Here is a 23739-nt window from a genome sequence, read left to right as displayed (position 1 = left end):
ACCCATGGCACCAGCGATCCGAGTCATCCCGTGCCTCGACGTCGATGCGGGACGCGTCGTCAAGGGTGTCAACTTCGCCGACCTGCGCGACGCCGGTGACCCGGTCGAGCTCGCCCGACGGTACGACGCCGAGGGCGCGGACGAGATCACCTTCCTCGACGTCTCGGCGTCGTCCGGCAACCGGCGGACGACCTACGACGTCGTGGGCCGTACGGCGGATGTCGTCTTCGTCCCGCTGACTGTCGGCGGCGGCGTGCGCTCCACCGATGACGTCGACCGACTGCTGCGGGCGGGCGCGGACAAGGTAGGAGTGAACACCGCGGCGATCGCGCGGCCGGGGCTCGTCGCCGAGATCGCCGAGCGCTTCGGCAGCCAGGTGCTGGTCCTCTCGGTCGATGCCCGGCGGGTGGTCGACGGACCGCCGACACCGTCCGGCTATGAGGTCACGACGCACGGCGGCCGCCAGGGGACGGGGATCGACGCCGTGGAGTGGGCGCAACGCGCGGTGGCTCTCGGCGCGGGTGAGGTGCTGCTCAACTCGATGGACGCCGACGGCACGACGGCCGGCTTCGACCTGGAGATGCTCGCCGAGGTGCGCCGCGCGGTGAGCGTCCCGCTCATCGCCAGCGGCGGTGCGGGCACGGCCGAGCACTTCGTCGAGGCCGCACGGGCCGGCGCCGACGCCATTCTCGCGGCCAGCGTCTTCCACTTCGGGGTGCTGACCATCGGGCAGGTCAAGGACCACCTGCGTGCTGCCGGCTTCGAGGTGCGCTGAGCTCGAGGTGCGTCCCGCTCCGGCTAGCGAGGCCGGGAGGCGTCCATCGAGGCGACTGCCTCGGTCGTGCCCTCCACGGTCACGTGGGCGACCGCCGAGCGGCCGAACGCGTGCAGCAGCAGCTCCCCGACCGGACCGCGGACGATGACGTCACCCGGGACCGCGGCCCTGACCCGCAGGTCGCGCCCGGTGCCGTCGGCCAGGACCACGCCGACCGGGCAGCTGCGGTAGAGCATCCGCGCCGTCCGGCTCAGGGCTCGCCACAGGGTGTCGTCGTGCCCGCGCTGACGCTCGCGGGGTGCGACCTGGTACCCGGCGGCACCGCCACGGCGCACGTCCTCGGTGTGCACGAAGAGCTCGACGAGCTGGACGGCGTCCCCGGCCCAGCGCATCGGGCTCCAGGCCGGCGGACCCGTCCTGACGCGCTGCACGAGCCGCGCCCAGCTCTCCGGCGAGGTCTGCCCGTCGCCGAGGGCCTGGATCCGCTGCTCGGCCCGTTCGGCGAGCGCCGGGAGGACCACACCGGCGCCGACCAGGGGCGCCGTCTCGCGCAGGACGACGTGCGCGGCGAGGTGTCGGGCCGACCAGCCCTCGCACAGCGTCGGCGCGTCGGGGCCGACGGCGATCAGGGCATCGGCGAGGGCGGCGCGTTCGAGGGGGTGCCAGGGCATGGGCCATCGTGACATGTGAGACGCTGAGCCATCCCCACCGCAGGACGGAAGGACGCCAGTGCGCGCGCGACCGAACGGTCCCGGGCGGCCGCTCGGGACACCCGGCGCCACCGCGACCCCGACCGACCCGCCGGATCGGGCGCCCGTCGGGCTGACCGGGGGTGCGGTCCGCCGCTCGGTCCAGCTCATCTGGCGCGGGATCTCCTCGAGGCCACGCACCTACGGCCTGGCGATCGGTCTCTCGGCGGTGTTCGGGGCGATGACGGTCGCCGTGAGCCAGGTCCTCGGCGCGATCACCGACCGCGTCGTCGTCCCCGCCCTGGCGGGCGACCTCGACGCCCGGGGCGACCTGTGGATCGCGGGTGTCGTCCTGCTCGGCGTCGCCGTGACCCTCGCCGCAGCCGTGGCCGGGCGGCGGATCTTCGCGGGCATCGGCTACGCCGAGATCCAGGCCGCCCACCGGCGCGCCGTGACCCGCCAGTACCTGCGGCTGCCGATGTCGTGGCACCGGGCCCACCCGACCGGTCAGCTGCTGTCGAACGCGAACTCGGACGTCGAGGCTGCGACGGGTGTGTTCAACCCGCTGCCCTTCGCCCTTGGCGTCGTGGTGATGATCGTCGTCGCCGCGGTCGCGCTGTTCCGGATCGATTCCCTGCTCGCCGTGACCGCGCTCAGCGTGCTCCCGCTGGCGGTCATCGCGAACCTCGTCTTCCAGCGCTACATGTCGCCGGCGATCACCCGCGCGCAACAGCTGCGGGCCGAGGTCTCCGACATCGCGCACGAGAGCTTCGAGGCGGCCCTGCTGGTCAAGTCCCTCGGCACCGAGGACCGCGAGGAGGAGCGGTTCGCCGCGCGGACCGACCTGCTGCGCGCGGCCAACGTCCGCGTCGGCCAGGTGCGCGCGGTCTTCGACCCGGTGATCGACCTGCTGCCGAGCCTCGGCAGCCTCGTCGTGCTCCTGGTCGGGACCCAGCGCGTCGCCGCGGGGGCCGTCGAGACCGGTGACATCGTCGGTGCCGCCTACCTCCTGACGCTGATGGCTGTCCCGGTCCGCGCGTTCGGGTGGGTGCTGGGCGAGCTCCCGCGTGGCCTGGTCGGGTACGACCGCATCGCCCGGGTGCTCGATGCGCGTGGCGAGCTGGCGCAGGGCTCGGTCCCGGTGCCGGCCCTCGCCGCCGGCGCGCGCGTGCAGATGCGTGGTGTCGAGGTGACGGTGGACGACTCGTCCGGCCATCGCACCCTGCTGCGTGACGTCGATCTCGAGCTCGCGCCCGGCCGCACGACGGCGCTCGTCGGCGTGACCGGCGCAGGGAAGACGACGCTGGTCTCGTTGCTCAGTCGGCTGCGCGACCCGAGCGCCGGTGCGGTCCTGATCGACGGTGTCGACCTGCGCGACATGCTGTCGCAGGACCTCACGTCGCAGGTCGCCTTCGTGCCGCAGCACGCCTTCGTCTTCGAGGACACCGTGCGCGGCAACGTGACGCTGGCCGACGCGGACGACCCCACGGCGCCCGACGACGCCGCCGTCTGGGATGCGTTGCGCCTGGCACGGGTCGACCGGGTGGTCCGAGGCCTGCCCGGAGGGTTGGACGCCCCGCTCGGCGAACGTGGCGCGAACCTGTCCGGCGGGCAGCGTCAGCGGCTGGTGATCGCCCGCGCACTGGTGCGGCGTCCGCGTCTCCTCGTGCTCGACGACGCGACGTCCGCCGTGGACCCGGGGGTCGAGCAGAAGATCCTCACCGGCTTCCGGGCCGCCCTGACGTCGTCGGACGGCGGGTCCGAGGGGCCGACCGTCCTGATGGTCGCGTACCGGATGTCCTCCGTGCTGCTGGCCGACGAGGTGGTGCACCTCGAGGGTGGAACCGTCGTCGACCGCGGAACGCACGCCGAGCTGCTCGCCCGGGACCCGGGTTACCGCGAGCTCGCCACGGCCTACCAGCAGGAGTCCGAGCGGCGCTCCCACCTCGCTGCCGATCCGGCCGACGCCGAGCCGGCGGACGTCGAGCCGGCGGACGTCGAGCCGGCGGATGCCGACCTGCTGGAAGCCGACCGGACCGATGTCGCCCCCGAGGGGGAGTCATGAGCACCGAGGTGCGGACCTCAGCCGCCCATGTCCGGCTCGAGAGCACCAGCACCCTCGGCCCGCTGGCCACGCTGCGCCGTGGGGTCCAGGTCTCACCCCAGCTGCTCGACGGACTGGTCGTCACGGTGCTGCTCGCGGTCGTCGCTGCCGGCGGGCGGGTCGTGGTCCCGATCGCGGTGCAGCAGACCATCGACACCGGGATCCTCGCCGCGGAGGGCCCCAGCGTCGATCGCGTGCTCGGGCTCATCGGTCTTGCGGCGCTCGGGCTGCTGATCTCGGGAGCCTGTGCCGCGCTCGTCAACGTCCGCCTGTTCCGGAGCAGCGAGGCCGGCCTCGCGCAGCTGCGCGTCACGGCCTTCCGGCGGGTGCACGACCTCTCGGTCCTCACGCAGGGCACCGAGCGGCGCGGCAGCCTCGTCTCGCGCGTGACGAGCGACGTCGACACGATCTCGCTGTTCGTGCAGTGGGGCGGGATCATGCTGCTCGTCTCGGTCCTGCAGATCGGCGTCGCCACGATCCTGATGGCCGTCTACTCCTGGCAGCTCACGCTCGTCGTCTGGGCCTGCTTCATCCCGCTGATCCTGGTGCTCCGACCTGCGCAGAAGAAGGTCAGTGCCGCCTACGGGCTCGTGCGGCAGCGGGTCGGTGCGATGCTCGGTGCCATCTCCGAGGCGGTCGTGGGCGCCGAGACGATCCGCGCGTACGGGGTCGGGCCACGCACCCAGCGCAGGATCGACCGGTCGGTGGCGGCGAACCGCGACGCGATGGTGCGCGCACAGGTGCGGGTCGCTGCCGTGTTCTCCAGCGGCGTGCTGGTCGCGAACGCAGCGCTGGCCGCTGTCGTCGTGGTGGGCACGCAGCTCGGGATCGGCGGGAGCATGACCGTCGGGCGGCTGCTCGCCTTCCTCTTCCTCGTCCAGCTGTTCACCGGACCGGTCCAGATGGCCACCGAGATCCTGAACGAGCTGCAGAACGCGATCGCCGGATGGCGTCGGGTCCTCGGGGTGATCGACACGCCGATCGAGGTCGCCGACCCGGTGACCGGTGGGGTCGACACCCCGCGCGGCCCGGCCCACGTGGAGCTTCGCGGGGTCGACTTCGCGTACCCCGGTGGCCCGCTCGTGCTGCAGGGTGTCGACCTGGACCTGCCGGCCCGGGCCAAGGTCGCCGTGGTCGGGGCCACGGGCTCGGGCAAGACGACCCTGGCCAAGCTCGTCACCCGCCTGGTCGACCCGGCCGCCGGTCAGGTGCTCGTCGACGGTGTCGACCTGCGTGGCATGACCTTGTCGAGCCTGCGGCAGCGGGTCGTCCTGGTCCCGCAGGAGGGGTTCCTGTTCACCGGGACGCTCGTCGAGAACGTCGCCTACGGTGCCCGGGCCGACGACGTGGACCGCGCGACGGTCGAGCGGGCGTTCGCCGAGCTCGGTCTGGCGGACTGGCTCGCGGACCTGCCGCACGGTCTGGACACCGAGGTGGGTCAGCGTGGCGAGCGGCTCTCCGCCGGTGAGCGGCAGCTCGTCGCCCTGGCGCGCGCGCACCTGGCGGCGGCCGACTACCTCGTCCTGGACGAGGCGACCAGTGCCGTGGACCCGGCGACCGAGGTACGCATCGCCAGGGCTCTCGACCAGCTGACCGCCGGCCGGGGCACCCTGACGATCGCGCACCGGCTCTCCACCGCCGAGGCAGCCGATCTGGTCGTCGTGGTCGAGGAGGGTCACGTCGTGCAGGTGGGCCGGCACAGCACGCTCCTGGCGCAGGACGGCCCGTACGCCGCGATGCACGACGCGTGGCTCGCCCAGACCCGCTGAGCCTGCGCGAGCCGGACCAGGTGCGCCTGCCGGGCACGCAGGGGCCGCGGGCGGCCGTGCACGGACGCCGCCGCGCGCCCGGGGCGGCGCGTGGCAGGATCGGCGGGTGCCAGATGCATCCATCCCCGACACCGGCCTCGACCCGACGGTCGCCGGCCGGCTCACGCGCGACGCCGCGGGCCTGGTCTGCGCCGTCGTCCAGCAGCACGGCACCGGTGAGGTCCTCATGGTCGGCTGGATGGATGACGAGGCGCTGCGCCGGACCCTGACGAGCGGCCGGGTGACGTTCTGGAGCCGGTCGCGCCAGGCGTACTGGCGCAAGGGCGACACCTCCGGCCACGCGCAGTACGTCAAGGCCGTGAGCATCGACTGCGACGGTGATGCCCTGCTCGTCCAGGTCGACCAGATCGGGGTGGCGTGCCACACCGGGACGCGCACCTGCTTCGAGGCGGGCGGGGACCTCGGCGCCGTCGTCGGGCATGCCCCGCAGGTGACGCCGACGACGTCGCAGGTCCCGGTGTCGTCGCAGGTCCCGGTGCCGCCGCGGCGGGAGGCGGAGCGATGACCGACGACAGCGCGCTGCCGCAGAGCCCGGCGGACTCGCCGGCCGACCTGCCCTGGGGTGCGACCTGGCCGACCGTGCGGACCTTCCGGGACCTGGCGCGCAACCGCCGGGTCATCCCGGTCGTCCGGCGCCTGCTCGCCGACGACGTCACGCCGGTCGGCCTGTACCGCACCCTGGCGAAGGGGCGACCCGGCACGTTCGTGCTCGAGTCGGCCGAGGTCGACGGGACCTGGGCCCGGTACTCCTTCGTCGGTGTCGCGTCCCGCGCGACGCTGACCGTGCGGGACGGCGACGCCACCTGGCTCGGGGACGTGCCGGTCGGCGTCCCGCGCGACGGTGATGTGCTCGACGTCCTGAGCGCGACGCTCGAGGCGCTCCGGACACCGGCGATCGCCGGTCTGCCGCCACTGACCGGCGGCCTGGTCGGCGCCCTGGGCTGGGACATCGTCCGGCACTGGGAGCCGACGCTGCCGGCCAAGGCGCCGGAAGAGCTCGGTGTCCCGGAGCTGACCTTGTGCCTGGCCACGGACCTTGCGGTGGTGGACCACGTGGACGGCACGGTCTGGCTGATCGCGAACGCGATCAACTTCGACGACACCGACGAGCGGGTCGACCAGGCGCACGCGGATGCGGTGGCGCGGCTCGACCGGATGCAGGCGCAGCTCGCCGAACCCGTCGCAACGCCGCCGGGCGTGCTGGTCGACGTGCCCGAGCCGGAGCTGGAGTTCCGCAGCACGCGCGAGGAGTTCGAGCAGGCGGTGCGGTCGGGCAAGGAGGCCATCCGCGAGGGCGAGGTCTTCCAGGTCGTGCTCTCCCAGCGCCTCGACCTCGACTGCCCGGCCGACCCCCTGGACGTCTACCGCGTCCTGCGCACGATCAACCCGAGCCCGTACATGTACTGCTTCGCGCTCCAGGACGCCGCCGGACGTGAGTTCGCGGTCGTCGGGTCGAGCCCGGAGACGCTGGTCAAGGTCACCGACGGGCGCGTGGTCACCTACCCGATCGCCGGTTCGCGCCCCCGGGGCGCCACCCCGCTCGAGGACGCCGAGCTGGTCGAGGAGCTGCTCGCCGACCCCAAGGAGCGGGCCGAGCACATCATGCTCGTGGACCTCTCCCGCAACGACCTGGTCAAGGTCTGCGTGCCGACCTCCGTCGAGGTCGTCGAGCTCATGGCGGTGCGGCGGTTCAGCCACATCATGCACATCTGCTCGACGGTCGTCGGCCGACTGCGGGAGGGTGCCACCGCGGTGCAGACCCTGATGGCCACCTTCCCCGCCGGGACCCTCTCCGGTGCGCCCAAGCCCCGGGCGATCGCGCTGATCGACGAGCTCGAACCGGCCCGTCGAGGCATCTACGGCGGGACTGTCGGGTACTTCGACTTCGCGGGGAACATGGACATGGCGATCGCGATCCGCACGGCTCTGATCCGGGACGGGCGCGCCAGCGTCCAGGCCGGTGGCGGCATCGTGGCGGACTCCGTCGAGGCCCTCGAGTACGCGGAGTCCCGCAACAAGGCCGAAGCGGCGGTGCGGGCCGTGCAGCTCGCGGCCCGCCTGCGACCGGCCTCGCGGTGACGGCGGAGTCCCGCCCCGGCGAGCCTGCCCGGCCCGGCGCGAGCGCGCGACGGCGTGCTGTCCTCGTCGCGCTCGTGCTCGGGATCGGGGTGCTCGCGACCGGGACCGCCGGGTGGGTCGGTTCCACGGCGTCGAGCGTCGTCGACCCGACGATCCCGATCACTGCGACCGGGACGGTCGCTGCCCCCGGCGCCGGTGCCGGTGGGCTCGTCGTGGTCGCCGCAGGCCTCGCACTCGCGCTCGGTGGCACGGTGGGACGTCGGCTCGCTGCGGCAGCCGTGGCCGGCGCAGGGGTGCTTGTCGCGGTGTCGGTCGCCGCCGTCCTGGCCGATCCACAGGCTGTGGCCCTCTCGGCGGCCCAGGAGGCTGTCGGTGTCGCAGAGCTGGCGGGACCTGTCACCGTCACGGTCGCGCCGTGGGTCGGGCTGGTCCTGGGTGTTCTGGCGATCGCCCACGGCCTGCGGACCGCCGTCGTGTGCGGCCGGTGGGGGACGACGAGTGCGCGGCACGAGGCGCCGGGCGTGGGGGAGCCGCGGCGGTCGACGCCGGCAGCGCACGCCGAGAGCCCGGGGCCCGGTGGCCCGGCGATGGACGATCACGACGCATGGGACGCGCTGAGCGACGGCCGCGACCCGACCTGAGCCCGACGGCCGCGGTGGCCCGTGACGGTGTCGGACGCGGTGGCGGGTCGCGGACCGACGCGTCCGGTCGGGTTCGCTAGGCTCTGGACGACCTCACGAAAGGGCACTTGAGCATGGGCGACACGTCCCGGGACCGATCTGCCGAGCGGAGCCACCTGCCGGCGGCGTCGCCACCGCGCAACCATGGCCGCACGACGGCCGCGTGGGTCACGGTCACCGTCATCGTGGTCGGTGCCACTGTCTCGTCGATCGGCGTCGTCGCAGAGCTGCCGTGGGTGTTCTGGCTCGGTCTCGGCGTGATCCTGGTGGGGCTCGTGACCGGCCGTGTGCTGAAGATGTTCGGTCTCGGTCAACCAGCCCCATCGCACAGCCCGCACCACCGCTGAGCCCGCACGCCTTCGAGTCTGTCGACAGCAGTCCCGATCAAGGAGAGACCTGATGAGCATTCCGACCGACCCGCAGAACCCCGCACCGGAGCCCGGCGAAGGCTCGGTGCCGGGGAGCCCGCCGCCGCCCTACGGGGCTCAGCCGCCGGTGTACGGCGAGCAGCCGCCGGCCTATGGGGCACAGCCGCCGGCCTACGGGGTACAGCCGCCGGTGTACGGGGCTCAGCCGCCGGCCTACGGGGCACAGCCGCCGGTGTACGGCGAGCAGCCGCCGGCCTACGGGGCTCAGCCGCCGGTGTACGGGGCTCAGCCGCCGGCCTACGGCTACGGCGGCCAGCCGCCGGCCTACGGTGGCCCGCCGGCCTACGGCTACGGCGGCGGCACGGAGAAGAACAACCTCGGCACCTGGGCGCTGGTCCTCGGCATCCTCAGCATCGTCTGCTGCGGGTTCCTCACCGGGATCCCGGCCGTGATCATCGGCAACAACTCCAAGAAGGCCGCAGCGCAGGGCCTGGCCAACAACGGCAACCTGGGGAACATCGGCATGATCCTCGGCTGGGTGGGCATCGGGCTCTCCGTCATCGGCATCATCTGGGGCGCGGCCAACGGCTTCAACTACTCCTACCAGTGGGGCAACCTCTGACCGGCCGACGGCTCGTCCGATCATGACCGCGACGTCGACGACCGGCGTCCAGGGGACTCTGAGGGAGTCCCCTGGACGTGGTCGACAGTGGGTCGCTCCGGTCGTGACGGGTGCCGTCACGGTTCTCGCGACAGTCGTCGTCGGCGTCCGCACGCCCTATGCGCCGGGTAGCTATGGCGTATGCCCCTCGGTGCTGCTCTTCGGTGTGTACTGCCCGGCCTGCGGCGGACTGCGCGCCGTGCACGAGCTCGCCCATCTCGACCTCGCCGGCGCGATGGCGATGAACCCGCTGCTCGTCCTCGGTCTGCCCGTGCTCGTCGCGGCGTGGGGTCTGTGGCTGCTGCGGTCCCTCGGGGTGTGGACCGGACCGGTGCGCGTACCGGGCTGGACGGGGTGGGTCACCCTTGCCGTCCTTCTGCTCTACGCCGTGGTCCGCAACCTGCCGCCGTTCGCCTGGCTCGCGCCGGGCGGCTGAGCCTCGCGCCGGGCTCCGTCCGCCCGGTCCCAGCACGTGGGCGTGGCGGGAGCGTATTGTCCGCGGCCCTACGATGGCCACGGAGGGCCTGCGGGGGTGGGCCCAGGGGAGGTGACCGACGTGACGGTCCTCGAGGACATCGTCGCCGGGGTGCGGGTCGACCTCGCAGCACGGGAGGCCACGACGCCGCTGTCGGTGGTCAAGGAACGCGCTGCGCGGCTCCCGGAGGCCAAGGAGTGCATGAGCCGGCTGCACGACGAGACAGCTGTGGCGGTGATCGCCGAGGTCAAGCGCTCCAGCCCGAGCCGCGGATCGCTCGCCGCGATCGACGACCCGGCGGCCCTGGCCGCCGAGTACGAGTCCGGCGGGGCGAGTGCCATCTCCGTCCTGACCGAGCAGCGCCGGTTCAACGGCAGCCTCGCCGACCTCGACGCGGTCCGGGGTGCGGTCGAGGTCCCGGTGCTGCGCAAGGACTTCATCGTCACGCCGTACCAGGTGTGGGAGGCGCGGGCCCATGGCGCCGACCTCGTGCTCCTCATCGTCGCCGCCCTCGAGCAGACCGTCCTGACCTCGTTGGTCGAGCGCGTGCACTCCCTCGGCATGACCGCTCTGGTCGAGGTACACGACGTCGACGAGGTGGGCCGGGCCGTCGATGCCGGTGCGCGGTGCATCGGGGTCAACGCCCGCAACCTCAAGAACCTCGAGGTGGACCGGACCACGTTCGCCCGGCTCGCACCGCTGATCCCGCCCGGGATCGTGCGGATCGCCGAGTCCGGGGTCCGCGGCCCGCACGACGTGATGGACTACGCGCGCTCCGGTGCCGACGCCGTGCTCGTCGGGGAGTCGCTCGTGACGGGGCGCGACCCACGCAGCGCGGTCGCCGACCTCGTCGCCGCCGGGGCGCACCCGTCACTGCGGGCGGTCCGCCAGTGACGGCTCCGGACGACGGCGCCACGAAGCCGGACGCCTCCGACACCGGGCCGGCCGCCCAGCCGTCGGAGCCACCGACCGAGCCACCGACCGAGCAGCCGACCGAGCAGCCGACCGGGCAGCCAGGTCCGACGACGATTGCGGCAGGGTTCGGGCCGTACTTCGGCGAGTTCGGCGGGCGATTCGTTCCCGAGGCGCTGATCGAGGCGCTCGACGAGCTCGACGCCGAGTACACCAAGGCCAAGGCCGACCCCGCCTTCGGCGAGGAGCTGGCACGTCTGCACCGGACCTACACCGGGCGCCCGAGCATCATCACCGAGATCCCGCGGTTCGCGGCGCACTGCGGCGGGGTGCGCGTCATCCTCAAGCGCGAGGACCTCAACCACACCGGCTCGCACAAGATCAACAACGTCCTCGGCCAGGCGCTGCTGACCAAGCGGCTCGGCAAGAAGCGCGTGATCGCGGAGACCGGCGCCGGTCAGCACGGCGTGGCGACAGCCACGGCGGCGGCCCTCTTCGACCTCGAGTGCGTGATCTACATGGGCGAGGAGGACACCCGACGTCAGGCGCTGAACGTGGCGCGGATGCGACTGCTCGGCGCCGAGGTGGTGCCCGTGACGACAGGCTCCCGGACGCTCAAGGACGCGATCAACGAAGCCCTGCGCGACTGGGTCACCAATGTCGAGACCACCAACTACGTCTTCGGCACCGTCGCCGGACCGCACCCGTTCCCGGCGATGGTTCGCGACCTGCAGCGCATCATCGGGGTCGAGGCGCGTCAGCAGGTGCTGGACCTCACCGGTCGCCTGCCCGACATCGTCGCGGCGTGCGTCGGTGGCGGCTCGAACGCGATCGGCATCTTCCACGCCTTCCTCGACGACGTCGGGGTCCGCCTCGTGGGTCTCGAGGCCGGCGGCGACGGCGTCGAGACGGGTCGGCATGCGGCCACCATCAGCGGCGGAGCTCCCGGCGTGCTGCACGGTGCGCGCTCCTACCTCCTGCAGGACGAGGACGGCCAGACGGTCGAGAGCCACTCGATCTCGGCCGGTCTCGACTACCCGGGCGTCGGACCTGAGCACTCCTGGCTCGCGTCGATCGGCCGGGCCGAGTACCGCCCGATCACCGACGCCGAGGCGATGGAGGCCTTCCGGCTGCTGTGCCGGACGGAGGGCATCATCCCGGCGATCGAGTCGGCACACGCCCTGGCCGGTGCGATGCAGCTGGGCAACGAGGCCGTCGCGCAGGGCCGTCCGGACACCGTGATCCTGGTGAACCTGAGCGGTCGGGGCGACAAGGACGTGGAGACCGCCGCCGCGTGGTTCGCTCTGCTCGACGAAGGAGCCACGTGACAGCGCCCCAGGTCGCCAGCCGGACCGCCGGCCGTCTCGCCGAGATCCGGGCCGAGGGCCGGGCAGCGCTGGTCGGCTACCTGCCGGTCGGCTTCCCCGATGTCCACGGCTCGATCGAGGCCGCTCGCGCCATGGTCGATGCCGGGGTCGACATCGTCGAGCTCGGCCTGCCGTACTCGGACCCGGTCATGGACGGCCCGCTGATCCAGTACGCGGTCGAACGCGCGCTGGCCGGCGGGGTCCGTGTCCGGGACACCCTGCGCGCCGCGGAGACCGTTGCCGCCACAGGTGTGCCGGTGCTGGTGATGAGCTACTTCAACCCGGTGCTGCACTACGGGATCGACGCCTTCGCGCGGGACCTTGCCGCAGCCGGCGGTGCAGGCATGATCACGCCCGACCTGATCCCGGACGAGGCCGCCGAGTGGATCGACGCCTCCGACCGGTACGGCCTCGACCGCGTCTTCCTGGTGGCTCCGAGCTCGACGGCCGAACGCCTGGCGCTGACCGCCCGGGCCAGCCGGGGCTTCGTCTACGCCGCCTCGACCATGGGCGTGACCGGGACCCGCGCCGTCGTCGGCTCGCACGCCGAGCAGCTCGTGGCGGACACCCGCCGGGCCGGCGCCGAGCGGGTATGCGTCGGCCTCGGGGTCAGCACCGGCGCGCAGGCCGCGCAGGTCGCCGCCTACGCCGACGGCGTGATCGTCGGCAGCGCGTTCGTCCGGCCGCTGGTCGACGGCGCGACGCCCGCCGCGGGCCTCGCGGCCCTCACCGAGGTCGTCGGCGAGCTCGCCGCCGGCGTCCGGGGAGTGCAGCGATGAGGGCGGCGGCGCTGATCGGGCTGCTGCCCGCCGAGATCCCCAGCCCCTCGCAGCACACCTGGTACGTCGGACCGTTCCCGATCCGGGCCTACGCCCTCGCCATCCTCGCCGGCATCGTCGTGGCCCTGTGGATGACCACGCGGCGCTGGATCGAGCGTGGGGGAGACGGGGACACCGTCCTGGAGATCGTCTTCTGGGCCGTGCCGTTCGGCATCGTCGGCGGTCGGATCTACCACGTCATCTCCTCGCCCGACGCGTACTGGGGACCCGACGGGGACCCGATGAAGGCCTTCGCGATCTGGGAGGGCGGCCTCGGTATCTGGGGGGCGATCGCGCTCGGCGCCGTCGGGGCCTGGATCGGCACCCGTCGGATGGGCGTCAGGTTCGCACCGTTCGCCGATGCGGTGGCGCCGGGTCTGCTCGTGGCCCAGGCGATCGGCCGGATCGGCAACTGGTTCAACCAGGAGCTCTTCGGCGGACCGACGACCCTGCCGTGGGGGCTGCGGATCGACCCGCAGAGCCCGACCTTCCCCGACGGGTTCGCGCCGGAGACGCTCTTCCATCCCACGTTCCTGTACGAGATGGTCTGGAACCTCGCCGCCGCTGCGCTCCTGATCTGGCTCGACCGCAGGTACCGCCTGGGGCACGGAAGGGTGTTCTTCGCCTACGTCCTGATGTACACGGTCGGGCGGCTGTGGATCGAGCTCCTGCGCATCGACCCCGCCGAGACCGTGCTCGGCCTGCGACTCAACGTCTGGACCTCCATCGTTGTCGGACTCGGTGCGCTGATAGCCTTCATCCTGGTCGGACGTCGCCACCCCGGGCGCGAGACCACGTTGCAGCTACGGACTACGGCCGACCAGGACTCCGAGGTCCCGGAGCCGAGCTGAGGCGACGGACGGGCAGGCACCGGTGAATCGCGTGAGAAGTTCACGCATCACAACGAGGGTTCGCTGCGGTGCTGCGAGTATCGTCACCACGCTTGGGCCGACGGCGTCCCGGGTCCCCCCTGACCACGTCCCCGAGCGCGCTCGGGGCTCAGCGAGGACGGTATCTATGAGCCGGGCTCTCCATCACACGACTGTGCCCGCGGCGCAGGGTCTGTACGACCCCGCAGCTGAGCACGACGCGTGCGGGGTCGCGTTCGTGGCGACCCTGCGCGGGACGCCCGGGCGCGACATCGTCGATGCGGGTCTGACCGCCCTGCTGAACCTCGACCACCGTGGCGCCGTCGGTGCCGAGACGAACAGCGGTGACGGCGCCGGCATCCTCACCCAGATCCCCGATGCCTTCCTGCGCGACGTCGTCGACGCGGAGCTGCCGGCAGCGGGCCACTACGCGATCGGGCTCGCCTTCCTGCCGACCGACGAGGACGCGCTGCACAGTGCCGTCGTCGGCATCGAGAAGCTGGTGATCGACGAGGGCCTCGAGGTCCTCGCCTGGCGGGACGTCCCGGTGACCGTCGACCTGGTCGGGCCGACGGCACGGGCGAGCATGCCCGTCTTCCGCCACCTGGTGGTGGCAGACCCCCGGCGCGCCCTGGCCGGCATCGACCTGGACCGCAAGGCGTTCCGGGTGCGCAAGCGGGCGGAGCACGAGCTCGGCGTGTACTTCGCGTCCTTCTCGGCACGGACCTTGACCTACAAGGGCATGCTGACCACCGCTCAGCTCGAGCCGTTCTTCCCGGACCTGTCCGACCCGCGGTACGCCTCCGAGCTCGCGCTGGTGCACTCGCGCTTCTCGACGAACACGTTCCCGTCCTGGCCGCTGGCCCAGCCGTTCCGGATGGTCGCGCACAACGGCGAGATCAACACGGTCCGGGGCAACCGGAACTGGATGGCGGCGCGTCAGAGCACGTTGTCCAGCGACCTGCTCGGCGACCTCGATCCTCTGCTGCCGGTCTGCAGCCCCGGCAGCAGCGACTCGGGCACCTTCGACGAGGTGCTCGAGCTCCTGCACCTGGCCGGCCGGACCCTCCCGCACGCCGTGCTGATGATGATCCCCGAGGCGTGGGAGAACCACGGCGAGATGGACCCGGACCGCCGCGCGTTCTACGAGTACCACGCGAGCCTGATGGAGCCGTGGGACGGGCCTGCCGCCCTGGCGTTCACCGACGGGACGATGATCGGTGCCGTGCTCGACCGCAACGGCCTGCGCCCTGGTCGGTACTGGATCACCGACGACGGCCTGGTCGTCCTGGCCAGCGAGACCGGCGTGCTCGACCTCGACCCGGCGACAGTGGTCCGCAAGGGTCGCCTCGAGCCCGGCAAGATGTTCCTGGTCGACACCGGCGCGGGCCGGGTGATCGGGGACGACGAGGTCAAGTCCCAGCTCGCCGCGCAGCGTCCGTACGCCCAGTGGGTCGCCGACCACTCCGTGTTCCTCGACCAGCTGCCCGAGCGCGAGCACGTGCAGCACAGCCCCGCCTCGGTCCGTCGGCGCCAGCGCGCGTTCGGGTACACCGAGGAGGAGCTGCGGATCCTGCTCACCCCGATGGCCTCGACGGGCGGCGAGCCGCTCGGCGCGATGGGCACCGACACGCCCATCGCCGTCCTGTCCGCACGGCCACGGCTGCTGTTCGACTACTTCACGCAGATGTTCGCGCAGGTGACGAACCCGCCGCTGGACGCGATCCGCGAGGAGCTGGTCACGTCGATCGGTGGCGCGATCGGCCCGGAGCCGAACCTGCTCGCCGACATCCCCGACCACGCCCGCAAGCTCGTCCTGTCCTTCCCGGTGCTCGACAACGACCAGCTGGCCAAGATCGTCCGGATCGACCGCGACCCGGCCCTCGCCGGGGTCTTCAGCTCGATGACGGTGCGCGGGCTGTACAAGGTCGACGGCGGGCACGAGGCCCTCGAGGCCCGCCTCGAGGAGATCTTCGCGCAGGTCGACCAGGCGGTCGACGACGGCGTGAGCTTCATCGTGCTCTCCGACCGGGACTCGGATGCGGATGCCGCACCGATCCCTTCGTTGCTGCTGGCCAGCGCCGTGCACCACCACCTGCTGCGGCGGCACACCCGGACCCGGGTCAGCCTCGTCGTGGAGGCCGGTGATGTCCGCGAGGTGCACCACGTGGCGCTGCTGATCGGCTTCGGTGCGGCCGCCGTCAACCCGTACCTGGCGATGGAGACCGTCGAGGGTCTGGCCCGCGACGGCTCGCTGCGGGAGATCAGCCCGGAGAAGGCCGTCGCCAACCTGATCAAGGCTCTCGGCAAGGGCGTGCTCAAGATCATGAGCAAGATGGGCATCTCGACGATCATGTCCTACCGCGGCGCCCAGGTCTTCGAGGCGCTCGGTCTGGCCCATGACGTCGTGGACCGGTACTTCACCGGCACCACCAGCCGGCTCGGCGGGGTGGGCCTGGACGTCATCGCCGCGGAGGTCGCCCTCCGGCACGCCGACGCGTACCCGACGAGTGGGAACCCGCAGGCGCATCGCCGGCTGAACGTCGGCGGTGAGTACCAGTGGCGCCGCGACGGTGCCGAGCACCTCTTCGACCCGGAGACAGTCTTCCGGCTGCAGCACTCGACCCGGACCCGCCAGCTCGACGTCTTCCGTCAGTACACCCGACGCGTCGACGACCAGGCCGCGCGGCTGATGACCCTTCGCGGCCTGATGACCTTCGCCGACGGCGTCCGTCCGCCGGTGCCGCTCGACGAGGTCGAGCCGATCGGCGACATCATCAAGCGGTTCAGCACCGGCGCGATGTCCTACGGCTCGATCTCGATGGAGGCCCACGAGACCCTCGCGATCGCGATGAACCGGCTGGGCGCCCGGTCCAACACCGGTGAGGGCGGCGAGGACCCGGAACGCCTGCACGACCCGCAGCGACGCAGCGCGATCAAGCAGATCGCCTCGGGCCGCTTCGGTGTGACGTCGGACTACCTGACCTCGGCGACGGACCTGCAGATCAAGATGGCGCAGGGGGCCAAGCCCGGTGAGGGTGGCCAGCTGCCCGGCGGCAAGGTGTACCCGTGGATCGCGCGGACCCGCCACTCGACTCCCGGCGTCGGGCTGATCTCACCGCCCCCGCACCACGACATCTACTCGATCGAGGACATCGCCCAGCTCATCCACGACCTCAAGAACGCCAACCCCGAGGCCCGCGTGCACGTCAAGCTGGTCAGCGAGTTCGGTGTCGGCACTGTGGCTGCAGGTGTGTCCAAGGCGCACGCGGACGTCGTGCTGATCTCCGGGCACGACGGCGGGACGGGCGCCAGTCCGCTGACCTCCCTCAAGCACGCCGGCACGCCGTGGGAGATCGGCCTGGCCGAGGCTCAGCAGACGCTGGTGCTCAACAACCTGCGTGACCGCATCGTGGTCCAGGTCGACGGTCAGCTCAAGACCGGCCGGGATGTCGTGATCGGCGCGCTGCTCGGCGCCGAGGAGTTCGGCTTCGCGACCGCCCCGCTCGTGGTCAGCGGGTGCGTGATGATGCGGGTCTGTCACCTCGACACCTGCCCGGTGGGAGTCGCGACGCAGAACCCCGAGCTCCGGGCGCGCTTCACCGGCAAGCCGGAGTTCGTCGAGACGTTCTTCGAGTACATCGCCACCGAGGTGCGCGAGTACCTCGCCTCGCTCGGGTTCCGGAGCATCGAGGAGGCGATCGGCCATGTCGAGTCGCTCGACACCCGCGCGGCGATCGACCACTGGAAGGCGGTCGGTCTCGACCTCGGCCCGGTGCTGGCTCGTCCCGAGCCGGTCCCCGGTTCCTCGCTCCGGCACACCACACCTCAGGACCACGGCCTGGCCAAGGCCCTGGACAACCGGCTCATCGAGCTCTCTGCCGCCGCCCTCGAGCGGCGCGAGCCGGTCCGGATCGCCCTGCCGGTACGCAACGTCAACCGCACGGTGGGCACGATGCTCGGCCACGAGGTGACCAAGCGGTACGGCGGCGAAGGCCTCGCCGACGGCACGATCGACGTCACCCTGACCGGGTCGGCCGGGCAGTCGCTCGGCGCGTTCCTGCCGCGCGGGATCACCCTGCGCCTGTTCGGGGACGCGAACGACTACCTCGGCAAGGGGCTGTCCGGCGGGCGCGTCATCGTGCGCCCCGACCGGGCGGCAGTCCTGTGCGGCGACCGGGACGTGATCGCCGGCAACGTCGTCGGCTACGGTGCGACGTCGGGCGAGATCTACCTCCGCGGGGTCGTGGGGGAGCGGTTCGCGGTCCGCAACTCGGGCGCGACCCTGGTCGTCGAGGGCGTCGGTGACCACGGGTGCGAGTACATGACCGGTGGCACGGTCCTGGTGCTGGGCCGGACCGGCCGCAACTTCGGTGCCGGGATGTCCGGCGGGCAGGCGTACGTCCTGGACCTGCGGCCCGAGGCGGTCAACAAGCCCGGCCTGGCCTCCGGCGAGCTGGTGCTGAGGCCGCTGGAGCAGGCCGACGTCGCGATCGTCGAGCGGCTGCTCGCCGACCACCACACGGAGACCGGTTCGCCCCGTGCGGCCGAGCTCCTCGCCGACCTGCCCGCTGTGCTGGACCGGTTCACCCGCGTGGTCCCGGTCGAGTACGAGCGGATGCTCAGCACGCTCTCGTCCGCGCGGGAGCAGGGCCTCGACCCGTCCGCACCCGGTGTGTGGGCCCACATCCTGGAGGTGTCCCGTGGCTGACATCCGTGGCTTCCTGAAGGTCCGTGACCGTGAGCTGCCGCCCAGCCGCCCGGTCCCGGTGCGACTGATGGACTGGCGCGAGGTCGAGGAGGAGCTCAAGGGCACCGAGGCCAACCTGGTCCGGCTGCACCACCAGGCCGGGCGCTGCATGGACTGCGGCATCCCGTTCTGCCACCAGGGCTGCCCGTTGGGCAACCTCATCCCGGAGTGGAACGACCTCGTCTGGCGCGACCAGTGGGCCGAGGCCAGCGACCGGCTGCACGCGACGAACAACTTCCCGGAGTTCACCGGCCGGATCTGCCCGGCACCCTGCGAGACGTCCTGCGTCCTGGGCATCAACCAGCCCGCCGTCACGATCAAGAACATCGAGGTCTCGATCGCCGACGAGGCGTTCGCGCGTGGCCTGGTCACCCCTCAGGTGCCGCACTACCTGACCGGGAACACGGTTGCGGTGGTCGGTTCGGGCCCGGCGGGTCTCGCCGCAGCCCAGCAGCTCACCCGGGCCGGGCACACCGTCGCGGTCTACGAGCGCGCGGACCGCATCGGCGGCCTGCTGCGCTACGGCGTACCCGACTTCAAGCTCGAGAAGCACCACATCGACCGGCGGATCGCACAGATGGAGGCCGAGGGCACGCGCTTCCGTCCCGGCGTCGAGGTCGGCAAGGACATCACCTGGACGGAGCTGCGGGCACGGTACGACGCGGTGGTCGTGGCCATCGGCTCGACCGTCCCGCGTCGTCTCACGGTGCCGGGGGCGGACCTCGGCGGGGTGTACCCGGCCGTGCCGTTCCTGCGTCAGTCCAACCAGGTCCAGGCCGGCGACGACGTCCCCGACCAGGTCCTGGCGACCGGCAAGCACGTGGTGGTCATCGGCGGCGGCGACACCGGCTCGGACTGCGTCGGCACCTCGCTGCGGCAGCAGGCGGCGTCCGTGACGAGTCTGGAGATCGGCCCGCAGCCGCCGCTCGACCGGCCCGGGAACCAGCCGTGGCCGACCTACCCGATGCTGTTCAAGGTGACGAGCTCCCACGAGGAGGGCGGCGAGCGCACGTATCTCGCCTCGACCGTCAGCCTGGTGGGGGACGATGCCGGGCAGGTGCGTGCCCTGCGGTTCGCCGCGACCACCCAGCTGCCCGACGGCCGGCTGGTGCCGACCGAGGGTTCGGAGCAGGAGATCCCGGTCGACCTCGTCCTGCTCGCCATGGGCTTCATCGGCCCGGAGACGGACTCGCTCGTCGAGCAGACCGGGGCGGACCTGACCGGGCAGGGCTGGATCGCCCGCGGTGAGGACTACGCCAGCTCGGTCCCCGGTGTGTTCGTGGCCGGGGACGCCGGACGCGGGCAGTCGCTCGTCGTGTGGGCGATCGCCGAGGGCCGTGCGGCTGCAGCAGGCGTCGACGCATACCTGCGTGGCGGCACCGAGCTGCCGGTGCCGGTCGCGCCCAGCACCAGGGCGATGCGTCCCTGACCCAGGGCGACGCGGACGGACGGTCCGACCGCCCGCCGCGGGTGAGATTCACCGTGTGTGCGCAAGGAAGGTGCCCGGCCCCATACCGGGGCCACAAGGTAGGGACGGGCCGGAAGGTCCCAGAAGCAAGGACATAGGCTAGAGACATGCGTAGAGCGAAGATTGTGTGCACCATCGGACCCGCCACGGAGTCCCCCGAGCAGATCCAGGCGCTCGTTGACGCCGGTATGGACGTCGCGCGACTGAACCGCAGCCACGGCGACACGAAGGTCCACGAGGCCGTCTACAACAACGTGCGCGCCGCGGCGAAGGCCTCCGGCCGCGCCGTCGCCGTCCTGGTCGACCTGCAGGGCCCCAAGATCCGGCTCGGCCGGTTCGTCGAGGAGAAGGTCGAGCTCGCCGAGGGCGACATCTTCACCATCACGACCGAGGACGTCCCGGGCACCAAGGAGCTCGTGTCGACCACGTACAAGGGTCTGCCGGGCGACGCCAAGGTCGGCGACCAGATCCTGATCGACGACGGCCGGGTGGCCGTCCGGATCACCGCGGTCGAGGGCGAGCGCGTCATCACCCGGGTCGAGGTCGCCGGGCCGGTCTCGAACAACAAGGGCCTGAACCTTCCGGGTGTCGCGGTCAACGTGCCGGCGATGTCGGTCAAGGACGAGGACGACCTCCGCTGGGCGCTGCGGATCGGCGCCGACATCATCGCGCTGTCGTTCGTGCGCAGCGCGGCGGACTACGACGACGTCCGCCGGATCATGGACGAGGAGGGGCGCGTCGTCCCGGTCATCGCCAAGATCGAGAAGCCGCAGGGTGTCGACAACCTGGTCGAGATCATCGACGCGTTCGACGGCATCATGGTCGCCCGCGGCGACCTCGGCGTCGAGCTGCCGCTCGAGCAGGTGCCGATCGTCCAGAAGCGCGCGATCGAGCTCGCCCGTCGGTCGGCCAAGCCGGTCATCGTCGCGACCCAGGTCCTGGAGTCGATGATCTCGAGCCCGCGTCCGACGCGGGCCGAGGCCTCCGACTGCGCGAACGCCGTGCTCGACGGTGCGGACGCGGTCATGCTCTCCGGCGAGACCAGCGTCGGCGACTACCCGATCGAGTGCGTCCGCACGATGGCGCGGATCATCGAGAACACCGAGGAGCACGGCCGGGAGCGCATGGCGCCCCTCGGCTGGAGCCCGCAGACGCGTGGTGGCTCGATCACGCGTGCCGCGGCCGAGGTGGGCGAGACGCTCGGGGTCAAGTACCTGGTGACCTTCACGCAGAGCGGTGACTCGGCTCGCCGGGTCTCGCGTCTGCGGTCCTCGATCCCGCTGCTCGCGTTCACGCCCATCCCGCAGACGCGCAACATGCTCGCGCTCTCCTGGGGTGTGCAGACGTACGAGGTGCCGACGGTCCCGCACACCGACGCGATGGTCGTCCAGGTGGACCAGACCCTGCGCGCCAACGGCCTGGCCGAGGACGGCGACCTCGTGGTGATCGTCTTCGGCGCGCCGGTCGGTGTCCCCGGGACGACCAACTCGCTCCTGGTGCACAAGATCGGCACCGAGATCGAGGTTCGCCCCTGACAGCAGGGTCGTGACGTCGGAGACGGGCCCCGGGAGTCATCCCGGGGCCCGTCCTTGTCCCGCCGGTCGTCCTGGTGGTCGACCGGCGGCCGACCCGGTCGGGAGATCAGGCACCGGCTCCTGGGTCGGGACCCTGGGCCTCCCAGGTCTCGGCGACGTCGGTGACCCTGCCCGGCGCCCGCCCGCTGCGCAGCCGGGTCAGCAGCTCCTCGAGCGCCGCCCGATCGCCGCGTGCGTCGATCAGCACGGTCCCGTCGGACATGTTGGTGGCCGAACCCGTCAGACCCAGCTCCACCAGGACGGACCGGGTCCACCATCGGAATCCGACTCCCTGGACCAGGCCCCGTACCTCGGCGACGAGCCGGACGGTCCGGTCGCCGGTCATGGCACGCCTCCGATCACCGGCCGACGTCGATCGGCTGGTTCTCGCCGATCCACGCGTCGATCCGGGCCCACCACTCGTAGAGCCACTCGATCCGCTCCTCCCGGTCGGTCGGGATCTCCTGCGGCGGGACGAACCAGTGCCGCATGACGATGCGCTTGTCCATCGGGAGCTCACGCCACACGTCGCCGACGGTGACCATCCGCTCGAGCCCGGTGTGCGCGATGAAGACCACACCGGCGTCGGGGGCGGCGTCGATCGCTGCGAGCAGCCCACCGGGACGGGGCGCGATGACGTGCCGCATCGCCTCCGCGCGGTCCGCCATCCGGTGCAGACCTGCGGCGCGCAGCCGTTCGATGGCCCGGCGCCGGCGGTGCGGGGAGAAGTTGCCGCCCTCCGGGAAGATGACCAGGGCGTCGTTGCCGTCGAGGCCGGCGGCGAGGGCTGCCACCTCGTGGCTCCACGGGCGTACGGCGCGCGGCCTGCTGCGTGACCATGGCGTCGCCGGGGCGATGAAGGTGTTCGGCGGCCGGTTGAGCATCACGTCGACCGCCGGGTCCCACTGCAGCGTCGACTTGAGGACGATCCGCGGTTCCCGCGCGAACCAGTTGATCAGGGCGTGGATGAGGACGAACGAGTCGCCCGGGCCGGCGTGCCAGCTCGCGACGATCACCGGGCGGTCGGGTGCGGCGGAGTCGAGCAGCTCCCCGACGACGTCGATGCGGAGCTTCACTGCCCAGCGCACCTGGTGGAACAGGACCCGCAGGAACCAGCCGGTCAACAGGTAGTGGGCCCGGATGAACCGGCTCGTGTGGATCTGCCGACCGAGTCCGGAGGCGACCCAGAGCACGAAGAGGGCGACCAGGGCGGTGGCGTCCCAGACCAGGTACACCGTGCACATCCACACCAGCCGGAGCGGCCGGAGCCAGCCCTTGACGAGGGGCGAGGCCGCCGCCGCGATGATCAGCCAGAGCGGCAGGGTCGCCACGAGCAGCGCGGTGAGCAGGACGAGCAGCGGGCCGCTGACCAGGCGGCGGATCCACAACGGAGGCAGTGGCATCAGGGCACCGCTGCCGTCGCCAGGTACTCACGCGAGGCCACGTAGGCGCGGGTCATCCGCACGCGGACGTCCTTCATGGTGGGCACGGCCCAGGCCTTGTCGTCGCCGGGGCGACCGCCGCCGGTCGGCAGGACGTGCAGCTCGATCCCGTCCGGCAGCGACGCGACGTCCCGGGCGAAGCGGTGCCGACGGGCGACCTCGAAGGCGACCTGGGCGACCTCGACGGCGCGGCGCGGCGGGGTCAGCGGTCGCTCGAGCCGGCCGACGTGCAGCACCCAGATCGTCGTCGCCCCGCACGCGACGGCCTCGCTGATCGGGATCGAGTTGACCAGACCACCGTCGAGGAAGTGCTCGTCGCCGATCCGGACGGGCGGCAGCAGACCGGGGACTGCGGCCGATGCGAGCACCGCGTCGACCAACGGGCCCTCGCTGAACCAGTGCTCAGCGGCCCGCTCGATGCTCGCCGCGCAGCACCGGAACGGCACGACGAGGTCGGCGAAGTCGGTCTTCCCACCGAGCGAGTGCTCGAGGAGTCGGCGCAACGGGTCGGAGGAGAGCAGGTGGCTGCGGGACGCGAACCGGTGCACCTGCCGCGTCACGGTGTCGCTGTAGACCTCGCGCGCCTTGTGCGAGGACCACAGGCGAGCCAGCCGGTCGGTGACCCGAACGGTGGGATCGGCCGCGACCATCGCACCGTTGATCGCCCCGACGGACGTGCCGACCACGATGTCCGGCCGGATGCCCGCCACGAGCAGGGCGCGCACCATGCCGACCTCCGCGGCGCCGAGCACACCTCCGCCACCGAGGACGAAGGCGACCGGCCCGGTACCGCCGGTCCGGGTCGGTGGACGTGGGCTCGTCACGCGACGAGTCTATGGAGCCGTGCGCCGCCCCCACAGGGCAGCGCCCCTGCTCTAG

General features: G+C 72.2%; 20 protein-coding genes. 16 read left to right on the top strand and 4 right to left on the bottom strand.

Annotation, left to right across the window (positions count from 1 at the left end; translation table 11 throughout):
- The first annotated feature begins 4 nt into the window (after positions 1 to 4).
- Entirely contained in the window at positions 5 to 775 is a 771-nt protein-coding gene (gene hisF, locus K415_RS0118760) for an imidazole glycerol phosphate synthase subunit HisF (protein WP_024288565.1), read from the top strand.
- Between the two features lie 23 nt (positions 776 to 798).
- On the opposite strand, the gene K415_RS0118755 is transcribed toward hisF, so the two are convergent.
- A complete protein-coding gene (locus K415_RS0118755; protein ID WP_024288564.1) occupies positions 799 to 1446 on the bottom strand; it encodes a TIGR03085 family metal-binding protein in 648 nt (215 codons plus the stop codon).
- 187 nt (positions 1447 to 1633) lie between these two features.
- Here K415_RS0118755 and K415_RS0118750 point away from each other — a divergent pair, with 187 nt between their 5' ends.
- The 15 genes from K415_RS0118750 to pyk all read left to right on the top strand — a co-directional run bounded on the left by K415_RS0118750 (position 1634) and on the right by pyk (position 21379).
- Positions 1634 to 3529 carry an ABC transporter ATP-binding protein gene (locus K415_RS0118750; RefSeq protein WP_081785286.1) on the top strand — a complete coding sequence of 632 codons (1896 nt, stop codon included), beginning with the start codon at positions 1634 to 1636 and terminating at the stop codon, positions 3527 to 3529.
- Positions 3526 to 5337 (top strand): ABC transporter ATP-binding protein, encoded by a 1812-nt coding sequence (locus tag K415_RS0118745; RefSeq protein ID WP_024288562.1) that lies wholly within the window; start codon positions 3526 to 3528, stop codon positions 5335 to 5337. The genes K415_RS0118750 and K415_RS0118745 overlap by 4 nt, the downstream gene beginning before the upstream one ends.
- A gap of 121 nt (positions 5338 to 5458) precedes the next feature.
- Positions 5459 to 5902 (top strand): phosphoribosyl-AMP cyclohydrolase, encoded by a 444-nt coding sequence (gene hisI / locus K415_RS0118740; RefSeq protein ID WP_155859616.1) that lies wholly within the window; start codon positions 5459 to 5461, stop codon positions 5900 to 5902.
- The gene (locus tag K415_RS0118735) at positions 5899 to 7476 is read left to right on the top strand and encodes an anthranilate synthase component I (protein WP_024288560.1); all 1578 of its coding nucleotides are present in this window, start codon (positions 5899 to 5901) and stop codon (positions 7474 to 7476) included. The genes hisI and K415_RS0118735 overlap by 4 nt, the downstream gene beginning before the upstream one ends.
- Positions 7473 to 8117 carry a Trp biosynthesis-associated membrane protein gene (locus K415_RS23085; protein ID WP_024288559.1) on the top strand — a complete coding sequence of 215 codons (645 nt, stop codon included), beginning with the start codon at positions 7473 to 7475 and terminating at the stop codon, positions 8115 to 8117. The genes K415_RS0118735 and K415_RS23085 overlap by 4 nt, the downstream gene beginning before the upstream one ends.
- 113 nt (positions 8118 to 8230) lie before the next feature.
- The gene (locus tag K415_RS0118725) at positions 8231 to 8503 is read left to right on the top strand and encodes an HGxxPAAW family protein (protein ID WP_024288558.1); all 273 of its coding nucleotides are present in this window, start codon (positions 8231 to 8233) and stop codon (positions 8501 to 8503) included.
- 52 nt (positions 8504 to 8555) lie between these two features.
- A complete protein-coding gene (locus tag K415_RS23080) occupies positions 8556 to 9146 on the top strand; it encodes a DUF4190 domain-containing protein (protein ID WP_024288557.1) in 591 nt (196 codons plus the stop codon).
- Between the two features lie 103 nt (positions 9147 to 9249).
- The gene (locus K415_RS0118715; RefSeq protein WP_231494935.1) at positions 9250 to 9621 is read left to right on the top strand and encodes a DUF2752 domain-containing protein; all 372 of its coding nucleotides are present in this window, start codon (positions 9250 to 9252) and stop codon (positions 9619 to 9621) included.
- A 120-nt stretch (positions 9622 to 9741) separates the two neighbouring features.
- Positions 9742 to 10554 (top strand): indole-3-glycerol phosphate synthase TrpC, encoded by an 813-nt coding sequence (gene trpC, locus K415_RS0118710; protein WP_024288555.1) that lies wholly within the window; start codon positions 9742 to 9744, stop codon positions 10552 to 10554.
- Between the two features lie 134 nt (positions 10555 to 10688).
- On the top strand, positions 10689 to 11900 hold the full coding sequence (trpB, locus tag K415_RS0118705; protein ID WP_024288554.1) for a tryptophan synthase subunit beta: 1212 nt from the start codon (positions 10689 to 10691) through the stop codon (positions 11898 to 11900).
- Positions 11897 to 12718 (top strand): tryptophan synthase subunit alpha, encoded by an 822-nt coding sequence (gene trpA, locus K415_RS0118700; protein ID WP_024288553.1) that lies wholly within the window; start codon positions 11897 to 11899, stop codon positions 12716 to 12718. Before trpB ends, trpA begins: the two co-directional genes overlap by 4 nt.
- Positions 12715 to 13608 (top strand): prolipoprotein diacylglyceryl transferase, encoded by an 894-nt coding sequence (gene lgt, locus K415_RS0118695; RefSeq protein ID WP_034661400.1) that lies wholly within the window; start codon positions 12715 to 12717, stop codon positions 13606 to 13608. Before trpA ends, lgt begins: the two co-directional genes overlap by 4 nt.
- Positions 13609 to 13774: 166 nt before the next feature.
- Positions 13775 to 18337, top strand: a complete 4563-nt coding sequence (gene gltB / locus K415_RS0118690; protein ID WP_024288552.1) for a glutamate synthase large subunit — start codon at positions 13775 to 13777, stop codon at positions 18335 to 18337.
- Positions 18330 to 19805 carry a glutamate synthase subunit beta gene (locus K415_RS0118685; protein ID WP_024288551.1) on the top strand — a complete coding sequence of 492 codons (1476 nt, stop codon included), beginning with the start codon at positions 18330 to 18332 and terminating at the stop codon, positions 19803 to 19805. The genes gltB and K415_RS0118685 overlap by 8 nt, the downstream gene beginning before the upstream one ends.
- A gap of 146 nt (positions 19806 to 19951) precedes the next feature.
- Positions 19952 to 21379 carry a pyruvate kinase gene (pyk, locus tag K415_RS0118680; protein WP_024288550.1) on the top strand — a complete coding sequence of 476 codons (1428 nt, stop codon included), beginning with the start codon at positions 19952 to 19954 and terminating at the stop codon, positions 21377 to 21379.
- Between the two features lie 106 nt (positions 21380 to 21485).
- Here pyk and K415_RS0118675 read toward each other — a convergent pair whose 3' ends face one another.
- The 3 genes from K415_RS0118675 to K415_RS0118665 are packed head-to-tail and all read right to left on the bottom strand — an operon-like array spanning position 21486 to position 23684.
- A complete protein-coding gene (locus tag K415_RS0118675) occupies positions 21486 to 21764 on the bottom strand; it encodes an acylphosphatase (RefSeq protein ID WP_024288549.1) in 279 nt (92 codons plus the stop codon).
- A gap of 13 nt (positions 21765 to 21777) precedes the next feature.
- Positions 21778 to 22821 carry a 1-acyl-sn-glycerol-3-phosphate acyltransferase gene (locus K415_RS0118670; RefSeq protein ID WP_024288548.1) on the bottom strand — a complete coding sequence of 348 codons (1044 nt, stop codon included), beginning with the start codon at positions 22819 to 22821 and terminating at the stop codon, positions 21778 to 21780.
- On the bottom strand, positions 22821 to 23684 hold the full coding sequence (locus tag K415_RS0118665) for a patatin-like phospholipase family protein (RefSeq protein ID WP_024288547.1): 864 nt from the start codon (positions 23682 to 23684) through the stop codon (positions 22821 to 22823). Before K415_RS0118665 ends, K415_RS0118670 begins: the two co-directional genes overlap by 1 nt.
- Positions 23685 to 23739: the final 55 nt, after the last annotated feature.

It is taken from the genome of Cellulomonas sp. KRMCY2, assembly GCF_000526515.1.
GTDB lineage: Bacteria > Actinomycetota > Actinomycetes > Actinomycetales > Cellulomonadaceae > Actinotalea.
Note: the sequence above shows the minus strand (reverse complement) of the source record. Positions and strands in the feature narration are given on the sequence as shown.

What these genes read in the sequence shown, in the direction of transcription:
- K415_RS0118670 (WP_024288548.1), bottom strand. Translation starts at nt 22,821, where the DNA reads ATGCCACTGCCTCCGTTGTGGATCCGCCGCCTGGTCAGCGGCCCGCTG.
- lgt (WP_034661400.1), top strand. Translation starts at nt 12,715, where the DNA reads ATGAGGGCGGCGGCGCTGATCGGGCTGCTGCCCGCCGAGATCCCCAGC.
- K415_RS0118735 (WP_024288560.1), top strand. Translation starts at nt 5,899, where the DNA reads ATGACCGACGACAGCGCGCTGCCGCAGAGCCCGGCGGACTCGCCGGCC.
- K415_RS0118675 (WP_024288549.1), bottom strand. Translation starts at nt 21,764, where the DNA reads ATGACCGGCGACCGGACCGTCCGGCTCGTCGCCGAGGTACGGGGCCTG.
- hisF (WP_024288565.1), top strand. Translation starts at nt 5, where the DNA reads ATGGCACCAGCGATCCGAGTCATCCCGTGCCTCGACGTCGATGCGGGA.
- pyk (WP_024288550.1), top strand. Translation starts at nt 19,952, where the DNA reads ATGCGTAGAGCGAAGATTGTGTGCACCATCGGACCCGCCACGGAGTCC.
- K415_RS23080 (WP_024288557.1), top strand. Translation starts at nt 8,556, where the DNA reads ATGAGCATTCCGACCGACCCGCAGAACCCCGCACCGGAGCCCGGCGAA.
- gltB (WP_024288552.1), top strand. Translation starts at nt 13,775, where the DNA reads ATGAGCCGGGCTCTCCATCACACGACTGTGCCCGCGGCGCAGGGTCTG.
- K415_RS0118725 (WP_024288558.1), top strand. Translation starts at nt 8,231, where the DNA reads ATGGGCGACACGTCCCGGGACCGATCTGCCGAGCGGAGCCACCTGCCG.
- K415_RS0118745 (WP_024288562.1), top strand. Translation starts at nt 3,526, where the DNA reads ATGAGCACCGAGGTGCGGACCTCAGCCGCCCATGTCCGGCTCGAGAGC.
- K415_RS0118755 (WP_024288564.1), bottom strand. Translation starts at nt 1,446, where the DNA reads ATGCCCTGGCACCCCCTCGAACGCGCCGCCCTCGCCGATGCCCTGATC.